This window comes from Pseudoalteromonas luteoviolacea (genome assembly GCF_001750165.1).
GTDB lineage: Bacteria > Pseudomonadota > Gammaproteobacteria > Enterobacterales > Alteromonadaceae > Pseudoalteromonas > Pseudoalteromonas luteoviolacea_G.
In genome coordinates this window covers 4,008,307-4,022,890 of record NZ_CP015411.1, presented here as the reverse complement: position 1 = coordinate 4,022,890, position 14,584 = coordinate 4,008,307, and the positions used below count along the sequence as shown (strand labels likewise).

Sequence of the window (14,584 nt, the reverse complement as noted above, 5' to 3'; positions counted from 1 at the left end):
TTACTCGTTTAGAACTTAAAACTGTCGCTGTAATCTAGCATTTGCCATGTTTTGTTATACAAAGCACCTGTGTCATACAGTGTTTTAGTGGCTGTTTTGGTTGGGAATGAGCAACAGAACTCATAACCCGGATATTTTACCCAAAGATACAGCTCACCTTCGATGGCTTTCATATGGTTGCTCACATCAATACCATAGGTGATCTCAGAATCACTGATGGCTTTACTGATGTCAGTATAGGCTGTTGCAGATAAGGTTTCAGAGATGATCAAAAAGTCGATACCGATACCTCCACTGGCAATTAATAGATCAATGCCAGCCGTTGCATATGCATCTAAGCTGGCGGTTAATATATCGCCACCAATACTAAAGCGTTGATCTTCATACTTGAGTTCAGCACCTACGCCAACTTCACCTTTGATGCCTGCAGATACGCTGACAGGGACAATGGCTATCGTGAAAGTCGTAGAGAATAACTTTTGCTCTTCACTCCAGTCATGTGTGTAGCTTTCATCTAGTGCAGTGACAGAATCTGATTCAGAAATCAGTGACTTGCCTAGAAGAGATACGCCCATAGAGTAACTTACAGTACCATTTGCACCATCGGCAACACCACTGGCGCCCGCTGAGAATAAGTCGACACTGTCATCAAACATATACAAATCAAAGCCGCCACCGCTTGATGCCCATGCATATCCGCCTTCTGTCGCTTTTAAGATGATCAAAGATAGGAAGCTAGGTACAACCGCGACTTTGGACTTATCACCATAAGTGTTACTAAATAAATCGAGTAGAATAAATTGCTCGGCTGTTTGCTGGCTAATCGTAAAAGCCAAATCGTCGGTTGGCATGCTACGTGAAAATTGATTCACAGGTGCAGTGTTGTTAGTCGGTAGGTTGTGTTTCTCTAGTATATCGTCACTGGGCGTTGTATCTCGATATAAGCTATATGGTACTTCTAACGTATAGCTATTATTGTTGGTGAGTGCTTCATCAAACTCTGAGGTATCGTGTAGTGTAAAACGGATATCAAAGGTATTATCACTGGAGTTTGCATCGTAAGCTTGTCTGATTTTGTGTAGCAACGCGCCGTTTATTGCTATGTCGTAAGGAAAGTAGTGACTTTGCTCAAATTGAGCAAAGGTGATGCGCATTTTTTCAGCGTAATGTTCCTGCCCTTCTTGCCAAAAGTGGGCGGTATATGCTTGATCTTCAATGATGATTTCAGCAGTAACGTCAGCAGAATTGACCGTGTTACCAAATTTACTGGCATCGATGTGACCAATGATATCAGAGCGCTTTTGACTTGGGTTACCCTCTGACTCAGCGTCCCGAGGGCCAAACTCAGGGAACATTGCAAAACCATCCCCTACTGTCGCTTTATCAAGTACAAAGTCATGATAATGTGACGAGTCGATCGTGATTTGAGCATAGGTCGTTAAATCATTGCTGTCATGACCTCGTGAACGGTTATCGTCTAGGTTTGCCTCGTCTGAAATATTCTTGGCGCTGTCAACATAGGCACCAATTAAGTATTCACCACTGGGCATTTGTTCATTTGGAAACATCAGTGTCGCTGTGAAATTTTGCGTACCATCTTGCAGCTGCTCTATGTGATGGAGCCCTAGGTTAAAGCCTTCAGGTTTGTCTTCAGTTTCAAGTTGCGCAACTTTATCTTTGGGGATAGCCATGAAGGTGACACCAATATTTTGCGTGTCTAATAATTCAGAGCTAATTGAATAATCTAGCGTAATCGGTTGGCCTGGTTGGTAGATAGTCTGCAAAGGGGCTTTTAATTCTGTCAAAGCCACATTCGGTACTGGATCGGCTTGTGTGCTTATTTCCGGCGTGATGATATTGGGTTTATTGTCATTATCACTGAAGCAAGCAGTGAGCAATAAAGGCATGGCTAATGCAAAATACTTAGAGCGCAGCATGTTAATTTCACTATTTTTAATTATGTCATGGCATTTTTATCATGAAAAAGTGGAATGATTGTGGAGAGATAACAGGGAAATGTGCAGTTTTTATGAAATATAAACTAAATTTTTATAAGCCAGCATTATTCAACTGGCTTATATGCATAATCCGCTAAGAGCTAGATGGTCTTGGCGTGATGCGCTTTATATCAGCTTCTACAGACTCCATTTTTGCAACTCTAAGTGCGCCGTCAGGCGTAATATCGTAATGCCAAATTAAAGGTTCTTGTTTTATTTTAGTCAGCATGTCGGGGGCTGATAGAGGGAGCTTCCAAATGATGTCTGTTTTTGACCAAGTAGATTGCCAGTATAATTCGCCGTTGACTAAGCGTGGGTTTTTAATCATGTGGATGGCATTTTCCGGAAGTTTAAGTAACCACTGCTTATGCCTCTCAAAGTTTGCCAGAGACTTGGATAAGTATAAGGTATCGTCTTGTAAAACAATCCAGTTTTGTTGCTCGGTATCAAAAATCAAAAAGTCAGAAGTAAATTTTGTTTTAGAAAGCAAATTGCCATCTAAATTAAAAGTGTGGACAAATTGAGAGTCACTAGACCAAATACTGTGCTGGTCAAGCCAGCCAAATTGTCTTGGCATGCTATCGTGCTGGCTATCAAAGCTGACGATGACATCTTCTCTGTCATAGAGTACAAGGTTTTTATCTCTGTTTGAGAGGATTTTACTCAGTTGCGGGTCCCAGGCTAAAAAGTTTACTAACTCATGTCCTTTGTGAAAGGAAAGTTGCTTTAGCTGATTATTAGAGTGTAGGTAAATTTCGCATTGCCCAGTTCTGCGCGACATGAAGACGGTCTCACCTAAATTATTGGTGACCGGCAGAAAGTCATTACTGGAGCTTGAGAAGATAGGTAGGTTATCCTGATCTCGAATATTTACTTGCCATGTTTCTGCGGCAGTATAGATATCACCACTTTGATCAATGGAGAGGTTGCTAAACATTCCCTGAGATGTTGCAAACACAGGGTAAGTCTGGCCGTTTCTCAGTTTTCCGACAAGGTTATGATGAGCACTATCATCATTGCTCACGATGCTTTGCTTGTCTGGGTCAAAATTAAATAGCCATACTGGAAAATTCCAAGTCATATGAACTTTACCATCTAAGCTGACCAAGCGAGACCTGTGCTCTATGTCAGTAATGAGATAATAAATTTGATCTTCCCAAGCGCGGATTGCACCGACATATTTTTCATTTTTGGCTTTGGGGAGTGGAATTTTGACCAATTGTTGTTGTTTAATTCGGTACAAGTAAGCACTGTAATCCGCTTTTTCAATGATAGTCAACACAAGCTCATTATCAGATTGCCAAACAGGTGGTCGGATCAAGTGACATGGTATCGGTTCGCTACTATGAACTGTCTCTGCTTGTTCATCGCTAATGTGTAATATGCATTTATCACCTTGATACTGCCAATAGGCAAGTTGCTTTTTATTTGGATGCCAAGTGGGATGGGCGATTCGAGTATCGAATTGACGTGTTTTTTGATATTGCCCCGCTTTATCAGTGATTTTTAAAACATTAAATTGTTCAATATAAGCCAATAAATCATGCTGAGCATGTGCAGTGACATTAAACTCGACACCCAACTCATAGGTAATGTCCTCACGTTCATAGTGAGGTGTGGCAAAATCATCTGGTGTTGATGAAAAAAAAGCGATGGCACTAAAACAGGCACTAGCAGACAGCGTTAGCGCCCAACAACGTTTTTTGGTGAATAGTAATTGGAGTTGGTTCGCTAGAGTCGATTTGGCGTGCACTGGCAGTGGCCCCATGGCGTTGGCATGGGTGACTTTGGAGATAGTACGCTCAGGGGTATCAATGAGAGAAACCTCGGGTAAAAACATATATCCTTTCTTGGGTATCGTTTTGATATAAAGCGGGTTCTTAGCACTGTCCTGTAACTCTTTTCTTAATTTGGTCAGCAGTTGGTAAAGACTATTGGCCTCAACTATGGTGTCTGGCCACAGCTGATTGTTCAGCATGTCTTTGGTTATGACTTGACCTTGTTGTGTTATGAGTAAAGTGAGTAAGCGAGCAACTTGTGGTTCTAGTTTACTTACTGAGTGGGTTTGTGTATTCCAAAGTTCATCCTTGTCATTAAAAAATTGCCAATGGGCAAACTGGAAGCGACAGTTTGTTGAATTGCCAATGTGTTTTTGGCTGTTTTCATAAGCAGAGTTTTCACGATCCATCTTTCAACCTTGTTGTCATATTAGGCTCAACCCAAAGGTAACCATGTTCAGGTTAAAGTCAATCTTGTTCAGCCATTTAAAACTAATCTTCAGAAAATAATAAGCTTTTAAACGATAAATATTTGCTTATATAACAGCCTTCTATTGAAACGGGGAAAATTAAATGTGCGCATTAAAATATAGTTTTGCAGCAATCACAGCTGCTTTATATCTCCCTGTAAGTCAAGCCAGTCCACTTATAATTGACGGTAAACTTGATGAACATGTGTGGCAAACAGCATATGGCATTGAATCATTTTTTCAGGTTGTGCCAGCCACACACGTTATGTCAAACGATAAGCTGAGCGCGAAGATACTTGCTGATAATGCTGGTATATACATTGGCATTACTAATTATCAAATTGAAAGCCGTCGCAAGAAGCAATTTAACTTGCAAGATAGTTTTATGCAGGCTGAATTCAACCGTATTTATCTCGATTTCTCAGGTGATGGTAGTAGTGCTTACTTATTTGCTGCAACATTAGGTGGTGGCAGGCAAGATGCGGTTGTCACAGCGCAGCGCTCAACCGATCACGACTGGGATGGTGACTGGCAAAGTGCTTACTACGAATCACCAACCTATTGGAGCAATGAGATCTTTATTCCATGGCATAGTGTGTCATTTTCACCAAAGCTTAATGAAGCGGGGCTGGCTTCTATCGGAGTGGGGATCCAATTATATGAATTGCATTCAAATCATATTTTCGCGAATCAAAAGCAGACTATTGCAAACAGTGATTTTTTCTTAAATATGCCTAAGGTAGATATAGCGATTCCTGCTCAATCGCAGTTGAGTTTTGTGCCTTATGTGACCCATCAACATCATTTTACAGAAAGACAAAATAAACATAGAGAATCAGACTTGGGTTTTGATTTGTTTTACAAACCGGCTCATAACCAAACTTTGTCGGTCGCAGTGAACCCTGATTTTGCGCAAGTTGACAGCGATGATGTAGATGTTAATTACTCCGCAGTAGAAACTTTAACAACAGACAAAAGATCCTTTTTTACGCAAGATATTAGCGTGTTTAATATCGACGTATTACAAGATACTAAATTGATCCATACTCGCCGAATTGGTGCGGGGAGCGATGACGGTAGCGAGCTTATTACGCCAATTGATGGGGCTGTGCGATTTGTTCACCAAGGCACACACAACCAGTTAGGCGGTTTTGCAGTATTGGAGAATAGCTTGGACAATGAGGCGGGTAAGCAGTTTTATGCGGGGCGCTATAGTTATCGCAGCACCAACTGGCGCTCTGGCCTGTTAGCGACACATGTCGAACGACCGTGGTTCGATCGCCAAGCGCAAAGCCTAGCTTGGGACAGCCAGTATCAAAATGAAAAATGGTCATTACAAAGTGCATTGTTACTTAGTCAAATTGATGAAAAACAGCGCAAAACAGGCAATGGCGCATCATTCAATATAGGTTATCAATTTTCGCCAAATACCAGTGCCTCTGGAAAATATCTGCGTTTAAACAAACAGTTTGATAGCCGAGATATGGGGTATATGAAGCGTAATGATTGGCAATATATGAATTTGAACCTAAGTCATGCGGTGAACATTGACAATGACTGGTTGACGCGAATTAGACATACCATTGAGCTGTCTTATGAAGCCAACTCGAAAGGACGAAAGCTATTATCTAAACAAGGTTATAAGTCAGAGTTTATGATGAACAATGGCACGCAATGGACGGTGCAAATAGATTATCGAGATACGGGATGGCAGGATAATATAGGTGCGCAAAGCGCTCCATTTATACTCCCTCGAGCTATAGAAACTCGTGTGCTTTATCAAAGCGCTTTTAGTGGTAATTTTAGTTGGGCGGCGAGTATAGAATATGATCAAGAAGGCTTATCGGGGCGAGCACAGCAATATGCTTTAGATATGACTTGGATGCCGCACGAAAACTGGAATCTAAAGTTGAATAATTTTTATCGTGATGGTGACGGTTGGTTGGTCGCGAATAAGCAAAACCAAATCACTGAATATGATAGACGCTACTTTGTAAATAGTATTGAAGTATCAGCGTTATTGGCAGACAACTTAGAACTGTCTGCTAATGTTCAATGGTCAATATTAGAGGCTGCCAGTAAAGCTGTTTTTACAATTGGGGAGCAGAGTTTAGTAAGGCAAAGTGAACTAGATACGAGTTTTGTCGATAAGGCTCTGATGTCTCAGTTTAAGTTACGGTACCGGTTGGGCGCCTATTCGGATATTTACCTTGTTTATCGCCGAGGGGGGCGTGACATTGAGTCTTTACAATGTGTGCAAGTGAGTGAGCAATCATGGCTAAAAGGAGTTGAGAAAAATTGGACTCAGCCCGATGAAGACAGTGTGACTTTTAAAGTGCGTTATTTATTTTAATTCAGTGATTCAAGACGTGAAGAAATCTCAATTCACAACATAGCGCCCAAATTGCATACTGAATTTTTTTACCAAGGAGCGAGCAATGAAAGTAATTCTGGGAGCGACATTACTAATGGTTAGCTTGGCTGGTTGCCAAATATTAAATAAACCAATGGAGCCACTATATCAGTCCCAAGACTGGATTGCGGATGGCGTGTTCACCGCAGGTGTTGAGGGGCCTGCTGTAGATTCCAAAGGCGTATTATATGCGGTGAACTTTGAAGAGCAGGGAACAGTAGGTCAGATCACGGCACAAAATAACGCATCGTTGTACGTGAAGCTTCCGAAGGGCAGTATTGGCAACGGGATACGCTTTGATCAAAAAGATAATATGTATATTGCGGATTATACTCAGCACAATATTTTGCAAATAACACCACAAAAGCAGATCCGTGTTTTTGCTCATGAATCATCTATGAACCAGCCCAATGACATTGCTATCGCCAATGATGGCACTTTGTATGCGAGTGACCCAAATTGGCAAGGCGGTGATGGGCAAGTATGGAGAATTACTCCAACTGGGCAAGTTGAACGTTTAAAAAAGGGCATGGGTACAACCAATGGTATAGAAATTAATCCAGACAACACGGTACTTTACGTAAATGAAAGTGTTCAAAAAAGGATCTGGGCGTTCGACATTAAAAAAGATGGACAACTGGGGGCCGCAAAACTGTTTTATCAATTCGATGACTATGGTCTTGATGGCATGCGCACTGACGAGCGTGGTAATTTATATGTCGCGCGCTACGGAGCGGGTGAAGTCGCTATTTTATCTCCTCAAGGCACGTTATTGAGAACCGTTAAGCTTAAAGGTAAATATCCTACAAATGTGGCGTTTGGTGGCAAATCAGGCCGTCAGGTATTTGTGACGATGCAAAAGCGTGGTGCGATTGAAAGCTTTTATAGTGAATATGCTGGTAGAGCAATGACATCGTTGTGAACAGATAGTTTAGATAAATTTTGCAACACTTTAGCGATTTATTCGTAAGCTGGCTACTTGTTAATATGTATTAAAAACAACAAGTAGCTTTTTTATGATAAAGATTGAAAACTTAACGAAAGTGTATGTTCACAAGCCTATTTTTGAGCATTTTCATATTGAATTTAGCGCTCAAAAAGTATGTTTAGAAGCGCCCAATGGGTTGGGTAAAAGTACCTTATTTTCGATTATTGCAGGTATTGATCGCGCTTATAATGGTGCAGTGTATTATGATGGTGAGCGTCTTAAAACACCACAATATAAGGTGGCTTTAGCATCAGATAATATTGAGTTTCCTGCTTTTTTAACCGCAAAACAACTTTTAACTATGACCCAGCAAAGTTGGCAGTGCCCGTTTCCAGAGCAGCTGTCTGAGTTACTTGGTTTTACCCCTTTTTTAGATACTACATTTAGCGCATTATCATCAGGTAACCAAAAGAAGTTGCAGTTGATCAATGCATTGATGCGTCAAACTCCCTATGTAATTTTAGATGAGCCGAGTGCGGCACTAGATCATCAAAGTACCGTGCATCTCATTGAGTTTTTGAAAGGCTATCAAGGGCAGATCCTGATTAGTTGTCACGAGCCAAGGCCTTTTTTTGAGATGGGGTTTGTGCCTCAACCGCTTTTTGTAAGCTAGGAGGTCAATTGCTTCATTATTATCAGTATAGATTCGCCGCATTTAAAGTAGAGCTCAGGGAGCTACGCCGCCAATTAGCTGAATTTTCTTTGCTTTTGGCGTCGTTATTTTTTATTTATTTACCGGGTTTAGCATTAGGAATTTTTTACGCACTGGGTAAAATAGTGCAGTTCGAGTCTGAGTCGGATGTGATCTATATGACATTCGGCTTTTTACTTTTACAAAGCCTGTTACTGCATACTTTAAAAAGCGCTGTATTAGACATGGCACATCGCAACTACCATGGAACCTTATTAAAATCGCGGTTTCACCAATGGGTTGCTGATCAAGGGCTATTACTTCTTTGCCACGTGTTGTTTTTGTTCGCTCTGTTTTTAGCTGTATCAATGGGGTGGCAAAGTCTGCTTCAAGCACCTCAGTTTATGATGTTTATGTTGGCTCAACTGATTTTGGCAATCACTTTACTCTACCGTCCAATATCCGCCTGTGTAATATTAATTACAGCGTGTTTGCTGGTATTCGTGTGTGAGAGTTTCAAAGCGTATTATTTAGCTTTAGCCCTGACTTTAGTTGGGTCTTTATTGCTTCCTCGTTATTATAAAGCCGTGAGGTTGAACAAGGTAACTGCTCATAGCTTTTGGTGGCAATGGACAATAGTTCAGCCGTGGGCTGTGCTCTGGCGTCTTGGCATGACGATCTTAACCTATTGGTGTACTTGGGTTATTGTTACAGAGCGTCCTGATTTAAAAAGTTATTATGCGGTGATGGCACAGCTCTTTAACGTGCTGTGGTGGAGTAGCTTATTAATTGATACTAATAAACAGACCATTAAATATCGCAGCTATTGGCAAACTTTATCTCAATTTAAACAGGTTCAGCGCAGTCAATGTATTTTTGTCGCCAGTTTAACCTCTGTGATGTGGCTTTGCGGTTTGGTGGTGCTGGGAAGTGGGGTTTTTGAGTTTTTAACCTTATTTGTTACTCCCGTGATGATGTGGGTCATTTTGCGTTCTGTAAGGTTTATGGCACTTACTTGGGCTGTTGCCGTGGTGACACTCATGCTAACGAAAATATTGGTTTCATAGGCAATAAAAAGGCCGGATACACCGGCCTTTTCTGATATTAAAATTGGGCTTTAAGCTGCGTCAACATTACTGTCGACCACGCGAGCTTTACCAGCTAGTAAATCGGCGGGATCAAAATCATCGACGTTGATCACAGCAAGCCTTTTGGCTTCGACAGCGGCAAGGCTATCTGCTTCTTGCTGGGTTAGGATCCCACTTTCAAGACCCATGCTTGCGACTTTATCTAGTTGCATAAACGGTAGCTTTTGACCCTTCGCGCGGCATACTTTGTCAAAGATTGGCTCAATGGCTAAGATGTCTTTAAGTGTTTGCTCTTGCTTTCCGATCAAATTAAGTGGCTCGTCTGTGGTGTAGATGTAATTTGCTAGACGATCTCGAGTCTCATTCGGTGTTTGTAGTAACTTGGCAATATCGTGCTCCATCTCATCAGTTGGCTTGCGAACAGGGCGACCAAATGGGAACAATATCAGTTTTAACGCGCCGCGAAGAGCCATCGACGGCATGTTGTTGATAAGATCGGCTAATGCTCGTTGGCATAAGTATAAGTGTTCCTGACACGCCCATTTAACCAGAGGCAAATCTTCTTTTCTACGGCCCTCATCGTTGTAACGCTTCAGTGTTGCAGAGACTAAATATAAATAGCTCAGAAGGTCTCCTAATCTGGCTGAAATGCGCTCTTTGCGTTTTAAAGAGCCACCAAAAACGGCCATACAAATGTCAGACATTAATGCCAGTGAAGCACTATAGCGCGCAGCATTTCGGTAGTAGTCTGCAGTTTCATCATTAAATGGGACTTTAGTAAAGCGACCGCCTGTGATGGCTAACCACTTAGTACGTACTAAGTTAGAAATCGTAAACCCAATGTGGCCCATCAATGCACTATCAAAACTATCCAGTGCTTCTTGCTTGTCTTTGATATTGCAAGCGTTTAATTCTGCCAAAACAAATGGATGGCAGCGAATAGCGCCTTGTCCATAAATAATCATGTTTCTGGTAAGGATGTTCGCGCCTTCAACTGTAATTGCAATTGGTGCACCTTGGTAACCACGGCCCAAGTAATTATTAGGACCCAAGCAAATACCTTTACCACCGTGAATATCCATGGCATGGATAGTCGCAGCGCGCATTTGCTCTGTTAAATGATATTTTAGAATGGCTGAAATAACAGATGGTTTTTCACCTGAATCGACCGCACCTGTAGACATGCTTAGCGCTGCATCACTGCTGTATGCGTAGCCCCCAAGTTTTGATAACGCTTCTTCAATACCTTCCATTTTTCCGATTGGTAATTTGAACTGGCGGCGGATACGACTATACGCTCCACTGGCTAGTGCTAGCGTTTTTATACCGCCTGCTGAGTTAGAAGGTAGAGTAATTACACGGCCTACAGACAAACACTCCACTAGCATACGCCAGCCTTGCCCTGCCATTTTTGGACCACCAATAATGAAATCTAACGGTACAAAGACGTCTTTACCGCGTGTTGGGCCGTTTTGAAATGGCACGTTTAATGGAAAATGACGACGACCAATTTCAACACCCGGCATGGAGGTTGGGATAAGCGCACACGTGATACCAATATCTTCTTTATCACCTAGTAAGCCATCAGGATCTTGCATTTTAAATGCTAAGCCCAGCACGGTTGAAACAGGTGCGAGCGTGATATAACGTTTATTCCAAGTTAAACGGATCCCAAGGGTTTCTTGACCTTCCCATTCGCCTTTACATACGACACCAAAATCTGGGATAGAGGAGGCATCTGATCCCGCTTCAGGTGAAGTTAGTGCGAAACAAGGAATTTCATCTCCGATTGCAAGGCGAGGTAAATAATGGTCTTTTTGTTCTTGTGTACCATAGTGTTGAAGTAGTTCACCCGGGCCTAGAGAATTTGGGACGCCGACGATAGAGGAAAGTAATGATGATTTACTGGTTAATTTTTGCAGCACACAAGATTGTGCATAGGCAGAAAATTCTAAACCACCATATTGCTTTTTGATGATCATGGCGAAGAATTTTTTATCTTTAAGAAATTGCCAGACATCTTGTGGTAAATCGGTTAGTTCGTGTGTCGCTTCCCAGTCGTCGAGCATCGCACATACTTCTTCAACAGGGCCGTTCAAAAAAGCTTGCTCTTCAGCAGTAAGTCTAGGTTTGGCGAACTGATGTAGCTTATTCCAGTTTGGATTGCCACAGAATAGATCTGCTTCCCACCAAGTTGTACCTGCGTCAATTGCTGATTTTTCAGTTTCTGACATAGTCGGGGTGACTTTTTTAAACGCTTTGAAAAGGGGAGCAACTATATATTGTTGACGGATATTAGTAACAGAAAATGGGATTGCAACGGCTAAGAAAATTAACCAAGACAATGCGCCAAAGGCGTCGGCAAAAGTGCCCACTACCAAAGTTGTGGCTGCAATACCCAAGCAGGTATTCCAACTGGCGCGATGATAGCAGGCTGCACTGAGCAGTGCTATCAAAGCGATAGTAAATAAAAGTGTCATGTTGTTCTTCCTTATTAGAGGTCTGACCACATGATTAGGCTAGCTTGTCTGACCAGCTATTTCAAGCAAAAAAGCCTTCCAACTGTTATTTTAGAAGCCAGATTTTGACCATACCAATATTTTTCCACACTAAAAAATTCTTCAATTGCCAATTTTGTAAACTTATTTATATTACAAAAAACACCTAAGGAGAGGTTATTTATGCAATTGGGGAATATAAGTATCATTGTTATTTCTTTCACTTCTATGTTACTCAGTGTTGAAGCTGTGGAATATGCGATTTTCGTTAATTTTATCAGTAGTATAATTTGTGCGGGGTATGCATATGGTGGTGCAAACTATACGGCGCTGTTACTCGCTTGGTGCAATATACATGCTTTTGTATTTAGTCCTTTGATTAATGTCACTGAACAACCCAGTGTTAAAGTATTGGTGTTGTTTTTACTCAGTTTAATGTTTGTTGCATTTGGCATTGGTGCAAAGCGAAACTAGGGTCTGTACGAGAGCTGAGTTACAATAGAGCTCCGTGCGACGTTTAGGAATAAAATTACATGAAGATCTTGGCTGATCAGAACATGCCCTTAGTGGAAGAGTTTTTCTCAAGTTTTGGTGAAGTAACACGCTTTGATGGGCGTGCAGTAGGTGCAGAGCAAGTTCAAGAGGCGGATGTCCTGTTAACGCGTTCAATAACTCAAGTAAATCAATCGCTACTCGAGTCGGCAAATAAGTTAAAGTTTGTAGGCACGGCCACAATCGGTGTGGATCATATTGATCAAGCATATTTAGCTAAGCGAGATATTGCATTTTCCAGTGCCCCAGGTTGCAATGCCATTGCGGTGGCAGAGTATGTGATCAGTGCTTTGTATGCGTACAGTCAAGATCGTGATGTTGAGTTGCGTGGTAAAAAGCTTGCAATTGTAGGTGTTGGTAATATTGGAGCATGCTTACAACAAAAATTAGCGCACAGCGGTATTGAGCTGATTTTGTGTGATCCAGTGCGTGCTGAGCAAGGTGAGTTAAATGAGCACGTTGACATCGATACAGCATTGGCCCAAGCGGATTTCGTTACTTTTCATGTCCCTTTAGTCAAAAATGGTGCGCATCAAACTAAGCACCTGTTAAACAAGGAAAGAATTGAACAGCTTAAACCAGAGATGTTGGTTATAAATGCCAGCCGTGGTGATGTGATTGATAATCAGGCACTTTTAAATGCTAAGCAAGCAGGGCAAAAACTAGAGCTTATCTTAGATGTTTGGGAGAACGAGCCAAATATTTTGACTGAGTTGATGGCACATTGCCTGTATACGTCAGTGCATATTGCAGGTCATACCTTAGAGGGTAAAGCGCGAGGGACACAAATGTTGTATCAGGCTTTGTGTAAAACCCTTAATGTTGAACCTACGAAGCAATTGTCTTCTTTTTTGCCCGCTCCTGCGGTAAGCCAATGTCAGCTGAATGACACATTTACACAAAGAGATTACGGCCGTATTGTGCATATGATCTATGATATTCGTCGTGATAATGGTTTAATGCGAGCCAATTTAGAAAGTCAGGGCTTTGATGTATTGCGTAAGCAATACCCGCCGAGAAGAGAGTTTTCAACCTTGAATATCTCATCGCAACCAGCCCATATGCAGAAGTTACAGCAACTAGGCTTTCAAGTAGAAATGAATGAGGAATAAACATGTCGCAGAAATTTAACGTGGCGGTACTAGGCGCAACTGGTCTAGTAGGTAAGCAAATTATTGAAACATTAGCGGAAAGAAAGTTCCCTGTTGATAAACTGTACCCGCTGGCAAGTAGCCGCAGTGCAGGAGAAGAAATTGATTTCATGGGTGAAAAAGTTACTGTATTAGATGTTGAAGAGTTTGACTTTGCAGATGCTCATATTGGTTTATTTTCAGCAGGCGGCAGCGTATCTGAAAAGTATGCGCCGATTGCCGCAGAAGCTGGCTGTGTGGTGATAGATAACACATCACATTTTAGATACGACTATGATGTGCCTTTAGTTGTGCCAGAAGTAAACGCAGGTAGTTTAGCTGATTTTAGGAACCGCAATATTATTGCGAATCCAAACTGCTCGACCATACAGATGCTGGTGGCATTGAAGCCAATTTATGATGCATACGGTATAGATCGTATCAATGTGTCTACTTACCAGGCTGTATCCGGTGCGGGTAAAGAAGCGGTTGACGAACTGGCTAAACAAACAGCCAACTTAATGAATGCAAGACCGATGGAAAATGACGTGTTTCCTAAGCAAATCGCGTTTAATGTTATTCCACAAATTGATGCATTCCAAGAAAATGGTTACACCAAAGAAGAAATGAAAATGGTATGGGAAACGCATAAAATCCTAGGTGATAGCAGTGTGATGGTGAACCCTACTGCTGTTCGTGTTCCAGTCTTTTTTGGTCATGCAGAAGCGATTCATCTAGAAACACGTATGCCTTTTGATCTAGAGCATGTAAAACAGCTGCTTACAGAGGCTCCTGGTGTTGAGCTAGTTGAAAATGAAGAGGATTATCCAACGCCAGTTAGCGATGCTAGTGGTAATGACACCGTCTACGTTGGTCGTCTAAGAGCGGATATTTCGCATCCTATGGGGTTAAACTTGTGGGTTGTGTCGGATAACACGCGCAAGGGTGCGGCAACAAACAGTGTTCAAATTGCAGAAGAGCTGGTAGCAAATTACCTTTAATCTCGTAATTGGGCAGAATGTGATGGCAGCATTTTGCC

Annotated in this window: 10 protein-coding genes; 7 read left to right on the top strand and 3 right to left on the bottom strand. The window is 41.7% G+C overall.

The window, feature by feature from the left end:
• Window positions 1-8 precede the first annotated feature (8 nt).
• Complete coding sequence (locus S4054249_RS17145) at window positions 9-1,937, bottom strand: hypothetical protein (protein ID WP_046357894.1); 1,929 nt, start codon at window positions 1,935-1,937, stop codon at window positions 9-11.
• Window positions 1,938-2,091: 154 nt separating this feature from the next.
• Entirely contained in the window at window positions 2,092-4,185 is a 2,094-nt protein-coding gene (locus S4054249_RS17140) for a winged helix-turn-helix domain-containing protein (protein ID WP_052961123.1), read from the bottom strand.
• 163 nt (window positions 4,186-4,348) lie between these two features.
• Between S4054249_RS17140 and S4054249_RS17135 the strand changes: the two genes are divergently transcribed.
• From S4054249_RS17135 to S4054249_RS17120, 4 genes are all read left to right on the top strand, one after another.
• Window positions 4,349-6,598, top strand: coding sequence for a DUF5916 domain-containing protein (locus S4054249_RS17135; protein ID WP_052961124.1), 2,250 nt, complete (start codon window positions 4,349-4,351; stop codon window positions 6,596-6,598).
• A gap of 85 nt (window positions 6,599-6,683) precedes the next feature.
• Window positions 6,684-7,580, top strand: a complete 897-nt coding sequence (locus S4054249_RS17130) for an SMP-30/gluconolactonase/LRE family protein (protein WP_046357895.1) — start codon at window positions 6,684-6,686, stop codon at window positions 7,578-7,580.
• 94 nt (window positions 7,581-7,674) lie between these two features.
• Window positions 7,675-8,259, top strand: coding sequence for an ABC transporter ATP-binding protein (locus tag S4054249_RS17125; RefSeq protein WP_046357896.1), 585 nt, complete (start codon window positions 7,675-7,677; stop codon window positions 8,257-8,259).
• Window positions 8,260-8,267: 8 nt separating this feature from the next.
• Window positions 8,268-9,344 carry a DUF6136 family protein gene (locus tag S4054249_RS17120; protein WP_046357897.1) on the top strand — a complete coding sequence of 359 codons (1,077 nt, stop codon included), beginning with the start codon at window positions 8,268-8,270 and terminating at the stop codon, window positions 9,342-9,344.
• Window positions 9,345-9,394: 50 nt separating this feature from the next.
• On the opposite strand, the gene fadE is transcribed toward S4054249_RS17120, so the two are convergent.
• Window positions 9,395-11,845 carry an acyl-CoA dehydrogenase FadE gene (fadE, locus tag S4054249_RS17115; protein WP_046357898.1) on the bottom strand — a complete coding sequence of 817 codons (2,451 nt, stop codon included), beginning with the start codon at window positions 11,843-11,845 and terminating at the stop codon, window positions 9,395-9,397.
• Window positions 11,846-12,046: 201 nt separating this feature from the next.
• Between fadE and S4054249_RS17110 the strand changes: the two genes are divergently transcribed.
• Genes S4054249_RS17110 through S4054249_RS17100 form a run of 3 tightly spaced genes read left to right on the top strand, consistent with a single transcriptional unit; the run spans window position 12,047 to window position 14,546 of the window.
• Window positions 12,047-12,337: a DUF6419 family natural product biosynthesis protein gene (locus tag S4054249_RS17110; protein WP_046357899.1), complete on the top strand. Its 291-nt coding sequence runs from the start codon at window positions 12,047-12,049 to the stop codon at window positions 12,335-12,337.
• A 59-nt stretch (window positions 12,338-12,396) separates the two neighbouring features.
• Window positions 12,397-13,527, top strand: a complete 1,131-nt coding sequence (locus S4054249_RS17105) for a 4-phosphoerythronate dehydrogenase (RefSeq protein WP_046357900.1) — start codon at window positions 12,397-12,399, stop codon at window positions 13,525-13,527.
• 2 nt (window positions 13,528-13,529) lie between these two features.
• A complete protein-coding gene (locus S4054249_RS17100; RefSeq protein WP_046357901.1) occupies window positions 13,530-14,546 on the top strand; it encodes an aspartate-semialdehyde dehydrogenase in 1,017 nt (338 codons plus the stop codon).
• Window positions 14,547-14,584: the final 38 nt, after the last annotated feature.